Source organism: Staphylococcus sp. EG-SA-2, assembly GCF_017152085.1.
On sequence record NZ_JACYHC010000439.1, the window covers coordinates 1 to 5338 of the forward strand.

Consider the following 5338-nt stretch of genomic DNA (forward strand, 5'->3'; position numbering starts at 1 on the left):
CGGTCATTTTACAATAGAAGGACATGATTCAGAGTATCGTTTTACTGCTGAAAAGACACATAGCTTTGATCGTATACGTATCACATCACCAATTGAGCGTGTCGTAGGAGATGAGGCAGATACAACAACAGACTATACACAATTATTGAGAGAGGCTGTATTTACATTTCCTAAAAATGATGAAAAGCTAGAACAATTTATTGTTGAGTTATTACAGACAGAATTAAAAGATACACAAAGTATGCAGTATCGAGAATCAAACCCACCAGCAACACCTGAGACATTTAACGACTATGAATTTTATGCGATGGAAGGGCATCAGTATCATCCAAGTTACAAATCACGTTTAGGATTTACGTTGAGTGATAATTTGAAATTTGGTCCTGATTTTGTACCAAACGTTAAACTGCAGTGGTTAGCTATCGACAAAGATAAAGTAGAAACGACGGTATCAAGAAATGTTGTAGTTAACGAAATGTTACGTCAACAAGTTGGCGATAAGACTTATGAACATTTTGTACAGCAAATTGAAGCGTCTGGCAAACATGTAAATGATGTTGAGATGATACCTGTACACCCATGGCAGTTTGAACATGTCATCCAAGTTGATTTGGCTGAAGAAAGGCTTAATGGCACAGTACTATGGTTAGGGGAAAGTGATGAGCTATATCACCCTCAACAATCGATTCGTACGATGTCGCCAATAGACACGACAAAATATTATTTAAAGGTACCAATAAGTATAACGAACACTTCAACGAAACGAGTGTTGGCGCCTCATACAATTGAAAATGCAGCGCAAATTACGGATTGGTTAAAGCAGATACAGCAACAAGATATGTATTTAAAAGATGAATTAAAGACAGTTTTTCTAGGGGAAGTCTTAGGACAGTCTTATTTAAATACACAACTTTCGCCTTATAAACAAACTCAAGTTTATGGTGCGTTAGGTGTTATATGGCGTGAAAATATATATCATATGTTAATCGATGAAGAGGATGCGATACCATTTAATGCACTTTATGCAAGTGATAAGGATGGTTTACCATTCATTGAAAAGTGGATTAAACAATATGGTTCTGAAGCTTGGACAAAGCAATTTTTAGCTGTAGCGATTCGTCCAATGATTCATATGCTTTATTATCACGGTATTGCCTTTGAATCGCATGCACAAAATATGATGCTCATTCATGAAAATGGTTGGCCTACACGTATTGCCTTAAAAGATTTCCACGATGGTGTTCGTTTTAAGCGTGAGCATTTAAGTGAAGCAGCTTCACACCTGACATTAAAGCCAATGCCAGAAGCACATAAAAAAGTGAATAGTAATTCATTTATTGAAACAGATGACGAACGTTTAGTACGCGACTTTTTACATGATGCATTTTTCTTTATTAATATCGCCGAAATCATCTTATTTATTGAAAAGCAATATGGTATCGATGAGCAGCGACAATGGCAATGGGTTAAAGACATTATCGAGGCGTATCAAGAAGCATTTCCAGAGTTGAATAACTATCAACATTTCGATTTGTTTGAACCTACGATTCAAGTTGAAAAGTTAACGACACGTCGATTATTAAGTGACTCCGAGTTAAGAATTCATCATGTTACAAATCCATTAGGTGTAGGAGGTATCAATGATGCAACAACTATCTCTGAAACATAGATTAAACAATGGTGATTCAGTTTATGGCATTTTTAATTCTATACCGGACCCATTGATGATCGAGGTTATCGCAGCAAGCGGGTATGACTTTGTTGTGATTGATACAGAACACGTGGCGATTAATGATGAGACACTAGCGCATTTAATTCGTGCAGCTGAAGCAGCGCATATTATACCAATTGTACGTGTCACTGCAGTGATAGATAGAGATATCATTAAAGTGTTAGATATGGGTGCGAGAGGTATTATTGTGCCACACGTTAAAGATCGTGAGACAGTTGAGCATATTGTGAAATTAAGTCGTTATTACCCGCAAGGATTAAGAAGTTTGAATGGTGGTCGCATGGCAAGATTTGGACGTACACCATTACTTGATGCAATGGAGATGGCTAATGAGCATATTATGGTGATTGCCATGATAGAAGATGTTGAAGGGGTTATGGCCATTGACGATATAGCTCAAGTCGAAGGTTTAGACATGATAGTCGAAGGTGCCGCAGATTTATCGCAGTCACTTGGCATACCATGGCAAACGCGTGATGATCAAGTAACATCACATGTTCAACATATTTTTGAGGTTGTGAATGCACATGGTAAACATTTTTGTGCATTACCACGTGAAGATGAAGATATTGCAAAATGGCAGGCACAAGGTGTACAAACATTTATTTTAGGTGATGATCGCGGAAAAATATATCGCCATTTAAGTGCATCTCTAGCGACGTCTAAACAGAAAGGGGATGATGGCTAATGCGTATAGTTCAACCTGTTATTGAACAATTAAAAGCACAATCTCATCCAGTTTGTCATTATATCTATGATTTAGTCGGACTGGAACATCATTTGCAACATATTACATCGTCATTGCCGAGTAATTGTCAAATGTACTATGCAATGAAAGCAAATAGTGAACGAACAATCCTAGATACAATTAGTCAGTATGTTGAAGGATTCGAAGTTGCATCTCAAGGTGAAATAGCAAAAGGTCTTGCTTTTAAACCAGCAAATCATATTATTTTTGGTGGCCCTGGTAAGACAGACGAGGAACTAAGATATGCAGTAAGTGAAGGTGTTCAGCGTATTCATGTTGAAAGTATGCATGAATTACAACGGCTAAATGCCATCTTAGAAGATGAAGATAAGACACAACACATTTTATTGCGTGTTAATTTAGCAGGACCATTTCCCAATGCAACGTTGCATATGGCAGGACGCCCAACACAATTTGGTATTTCTGAAGACGAAGTTGATGATGTCATTGAAGCTGCGCTAGTAATGCCAAATATTCATCTAGATGGCTTTCATTTTCATTCTATTTCTAACAATTTAGACTCGAATTTACATGTCGATGTAGTGAAACTTTATTTTAAAAAAGCAAAATCATGGTCTGAAAAACATCGATTTCCACTCAAACATATCAATCTTGGTGGTGGCATAGGCGTTAACTATGCAGATTTAACTAGCCAATTTGAGTGGGATAATTTTGTAGAAAATTTTAAAACACTTATCGTTGAGCAAGAAATGGAAGATGTGACATTGAACTTTGAATGTGGGCGCTTTATTGTGGCACATATTGGTTACTATGTGACAGAAGTGCTAGATATTAAGAAAGTGCATGGTGCTTGGTATGCCATTTTAAGAGGAGGTACGCAACAATTTAGACTGCCGGTATCTTGGCAGCATAACCATCCTTTTGAAATTTATCGTTATAAGGACAATCCATATTCATTTGAAAAAGTTTCAATTTCGAGACAGGACACAACGTTAGTCGGTCAATTATGTACACCGAAAGATGTCTTTGCTAGAGAAGTACAGATAGACGCAATCAGTACAGGCGACGTTATTGTTTTCAAATATGCAGGTGCATACGGATGGTCTATTTCACATCACGATTTCTTAAGCCATCCACATCCTGAATTTATTTATTTAACGCAAACAAAGGAGGATGAATAACTATTGAATCATATTCATGAACATTTAAAATTGGTACCAGTAGATAAGATTGATCTTCACGAAACATTCGAACCTTTAAGATTGGAAAAAACGAAAAGTAGTATTGAAGCAGATGATTTTATACGTCATCCTATTTTAGTGACAGCGATGCAACATGGTAGATATATGGTTATAGATGGTGTGCATCGGTATACAAGTTTGAAAGCGTTAGGATGTAAGAAAGTTCCAGTGCAAGAAATCCATGAAACACAATATTCAATTAGTACATGGCAACATAAAGTTCCATTTGGTGTGTGGTGGGAAACGTTACAACAAGAACATCGCTTGCCATGGACTACTGAGACAAGACAAGAAGCGCCATTTATTACGATGTGTCATGGTGATACAGAACAATATTTGTATACGAAAGATTTAGGCGAAGCACATTTTCAAGTATGGGAAAAGGTTGTCGCAAGTTATAGTGGTTGTTGTTCTGTAGAGAGAATTGCACAAGGTACATATCCTTGTCTTTCTCAACAAGATGTACTCATGAAGTATCAGCCATTGAGTTATAAGGAAATTGAAGCGGTTGTTCATAAAGGGGAAACTGTGCCAGCAGGTGTGACACGCTTTAATATTTCAGGACGATGTCTTAATCTTCAAGTACCACTGGCATTACTTAAACAAGATGATGATGTTGAACAACTGCGTAATTGGAAGCAGTTTTTAGCAGATAAGTTTGCCAATATGAGATGCTATACTGAAAAAGTATACTTGGTGGAGCAATAGTTTTACTGTGATGTTGAGGGAAATATGATGATTTAGCGTATTGATAGCGAAAATATAATAAAACAATATAGTGTGGAGAACTTTTGATATTTTATAAATATTGAAGTTCTCCATTTTTGTATTTTGCATATAAAAATTAAATAAAATAAGGTATATTAAGGTAAAGTATAAATTTTAAATAAATGGGGAATGAGTATGAGCTCAATTATAGGAAAAATAGCAATTTGGATAGGCATCGTAGCTCAAATATATTTTAGTGTCGTTTTTGTTAGGATGATATCTATTAATATTGCTGGAGGATCTGATTACGAAACAATTTTTTTATTAGGATTAATATTGGCTCTTTTCACTGTTTTACCAACCATCTTTACTGCGATTTATATGGAAAGTTACTCTGTAATCGGAGGTGCACTTTTTATTGTTTATGCTATTATTGCACTGTGTTTATATAATTTCTTTTCGTCAATTTTATGGCTGATTGGTGGTATTTTGCTGATTTGGAATAAATACTCAAAAGATGAATCGACAGACGAAAATGAAAAAGTTGATATTGAAAGTACAGAGAATCAATTTGAATCTAAAGATAAAATCACTAAAGAATAAAGAGAATATTTAAGGCGGAGTATAAATATTAAATAAATGGGGAATAGACATGGAAAAAAATGTAGAAAAATCATTCATAAAGATAGGTTTATATTTTCAAATAGCTTATATAGTACTCATGGCTATAACTTTATGTGGGTTTGTAATTTGCTATGGACTAATTTTCGGCCTTTTCTATTTATTATCAGGTAGCAGAGCTGATTATTTAATAGTAACAATAGTTATATCGGCAATAATTTCTATATTTGTAATTATACTTTCAATCGTACCTGTCATCGTATTGGCATCTGACTTATTTAAAGAAAGGATTTCAAAAGGTGTCATATTAATTGTATTGGCTATTAT

General features: G+C 35.3%; 5 protein-coding genes and 1 pseudogene. All 6 read left to right on the forward strand.

Going from position 1 to position 5338, the window contains the following annotated elements; translation table 11 throughout:
* Positions 1-1669 (forward strand): 3-(L-alanin-3-ylcarbamoyl)-2-[(2-aminoethylcarbamoyl)methyl]-2-hydroxypropanoate synthase SbnF (sbnF, locus tag IDG60_RS05520; RefSeq protein ID WP_206160548.1); only part of this gene is annotated, 1669 nt, incomplete at its 5' end.
* The gene (sbnG, locus tag IDG60_RS05525; protein WP_001186804.1) at positions 1644-2420 is read left to right on the forward strand and encodes a staphyloferrin B biosynthesis citrate synthase SbnG; all 777 of its coding nucleotides are present in this window, start codon (positions 1644-1646) and stop codon (positions 2418-2420) included. The genes sbnF and sbnG, both read left to right, overlap by 26 nt.
* Positions 2420-3622, forward strand: coding sequence for a staphyloferrin B biosynthesis decarboxylase SbnH (gene sbnH, locus IDG60_RS05530; protein ID WP_001223713.1), 1203 nt, complete (start codon positions 2420-2422; stop codon positions 3620-3622). Before sbnG ends, sbnH begins: the two co-directional genes overlap by 1 nt.
* 3 nt (positions 3623-3625) lie before the next feature.
* Positions 3626-4390, forward strand: coding sequence for a bifunctional transcriptional regulator/O-phospho-L-serine synthase SbnI (gene sbnI / locus IDG60_RS05535; protein WP_001015549.1), 765 nt, complete (start codon positions 3626-3628; stop codon positions 4388-4390).
* Between the two features lie 195 nt (positions 4391-4585).
* Positions 4586-4993 (forward strand): hypothetical protein, encoded by a 408-nt coding sequence (locus IDG60_RS05540; protein WP_000094898.1) that lies wholly within the window; start codon positions 4586-4588, stop codon positions 4991-4993.
* Between the two features lie 49 nt (positions 4994-5042).
* Positions 5043-5338 (forward strand): annotated as a pseudogene (locus IDG60_RS05545) (MFS transporter); the annotation flags it as partial.